2 protein-coding genes are annotated in these 1,953 nt (G+C 60.7%); both read left to right on the top strand.

Annotation, left to right across the window (positions count from 1 at the left end):
• Positions 1 to 479 (top strand): hypothetical protein (locus J5J06_06775; protein ID MCO6436773.1); only part of this gene is annotated, 479 nt, incomplete at its 5' end.
• 763 nt (positions 480 to 1,242) lie between these two features.
• Positions 1,243 to 1,644 (top strand): SMI1/KNR4 family protein, encoded by a 402-nt coding sequence (locus tag J5J06_06770; protein ID MCO6436772.1) that lies wholly within the window; start codon positions 1,243 to 1,245, stop codon positions 1,642 to 1,644.
• The last annotated feature ends 309 nt before the right edge of the window (positions 1,645 to 1,953 follow it).

The following is a 1,953-nucleotide window of genomic DNA, read 5'->3' as shown; positions in this document are numbered from 1 at the left end:
GCTGGATCGCCGCCGCCCACGTCCAGCCCGGCGATCACTTGGACCACGCCTGCGGGATGGCGGTCGCCGTTGTCGATCGCGTCTATGACCCGTCGCCGACGTTCGTGTATGATCTCACCGTCGACGGAACGTGGACGTTCTTCGCGGGTGAGCTGTGGGTACATAATTGCCCGGTCAAGCCGCACAACCATCACGCTTGGCCGAAGTTCCTGGATGGTCCGGAAGACGGTTTGACCGTATCTCTCGACCCCAGCGATCATCTCGGAGTGTATCACAGTGGGCTTCGCAGAGCATTATCGGACGCGGGAATCCGATTCAAGAACCTGCAAAAGGGCGAGTCGTGGTTAGAGTATCTGCGGAGAACAGACCAGCTCAGTAAGGCGCAGAATGTAATGATGGACTACACCAGGCGATATGACAGCAAGTTTGGAACTACGCTCACAAACGCGATTTGGGAGACGATGTTTGGCGACTACTGATCCGCATCGCGCATTACGCGTTGTAGAGCTGCTAACGACTGTGGACGCGCCGATGTGGCTTGATCAGGAGTGGGTTCGTCGACACCATGGTCGCTACTTCTGTGGCCGTTGCGGAGTTCCTTTTAGTGCTCTCGCGACTACTGAGACAACGATCCCCTTAAGGTGGCGACCGCAGTACCATTATCAGATCGGTTCTCAGGTTTCGATTCCGATTGTCAGCCAGCGTCTTCTAACCTCGTTGGGGCCGTTACCGCCAACGATTCGGGTCCTCAGGTGTGAGGACCCACGGCTAGAGTCTGCGGCGACGCACTGTGCCCTAGTTAGTACGAACCCGGTAGAGAATGTGTCATCACGGCAGTTGCACGACGATAAATGTACCCAGTGCGGTCGCCGATTCTTGTGTCCCACAGATCCTGATGATCCTGATTACTATGAGGCACAAGAAGTCTCTTCGCAAACAATCTATATAGCTGTGCATGGTGGCCTGCTGCTGTCGGAGAGCGCTTGCGACCAAATCGACTGGTCAACGTATCCGAAGATCAAGACTGTTAAGAAGACTTTAGAGCCCATCCTTAAACCTGTCGAATCAACAGGATGCCGCCGGCCAGATGCAGGAAGCTCCGAAATCCGCCGCCTCGGCCGTCGCGCCTACCGCGAGTTTCGCCCGCCTCGTGAGCTCGGTGTTGTTGCCGCTGATCGTCCTCGTAACCTCGCCGCCCTGTGGCGTCATTTGGAAGCCCACCAGCCGGAGCGCGGTGCCCGCGTGCAAGCCAAGACAATCGCCGCTGCCGCCGAGGCACTCGGCGTCACCCTGCCCGACGATTACCAGGCGTTCCTGCGCCGCTTCGGCCACTGCTGCATCGGCGACTTCGCCGTCTATGGACTTGGGAGCAAGACTCCGCCGGACCTCAACGTTGTCGAGCGAACACAGGAAGAGCGGCGCAACGAGTTCCTGCCCCTCCCGCCACACCTTGTCGTCCTGTGGCGGACGCCGTTCGGCGACTTGCACTGCCTCGACACGTCGCAGCTCGCGAACGGCGTCTGCCCGGTAGTTCTGTGGAGCCACGAGTACGACGAGCACCAGGAGCCCGGCCGCCTGGCGTTCACGTTCGCCGACTGGCTCGAAGAGCAGCTCGATCGCCTTGAAGAGGGGCACACCGACTGAAGCCGGTTCGCGCATGCGGGAGCAGCTGACCGCGCGCGACACAGAAGTTCCCAGAGCTCCGAATCTTTCCCACAGCCACCGTCGGCACCGTCACCGCCATCAGTGCCCGGCTGACGCACACGGGCGTCCTCTGGCTGACCTTCGACACCGGCGAGCCCCTCGGCGTCACGCCGAACCACGAGCTCTGGACCTACGAGGACGGCTGGATCGCCGCCGCCCACGTCCAGCCCGGCGATCACTTGGACCACGCCTGCGGGATGGCGGTCGCCGTTGTCGATCGCGTCTATGACCCGTCGCCGACGTTCGTGT

Source organism: Phycisphaerae bacterium (assembly GCA_024102815.1).
Taxonomy (GTDB): Bacteria; Planctomycetota; Phycisphaerae; order UBA1845; family UBA1845; genus JAGFJJ01.
The sequence above is the reverse complement of the archived record's forward strand: the minus strand, read 5'-3'. Positions and strand labels throughout refer to the sequence as shown.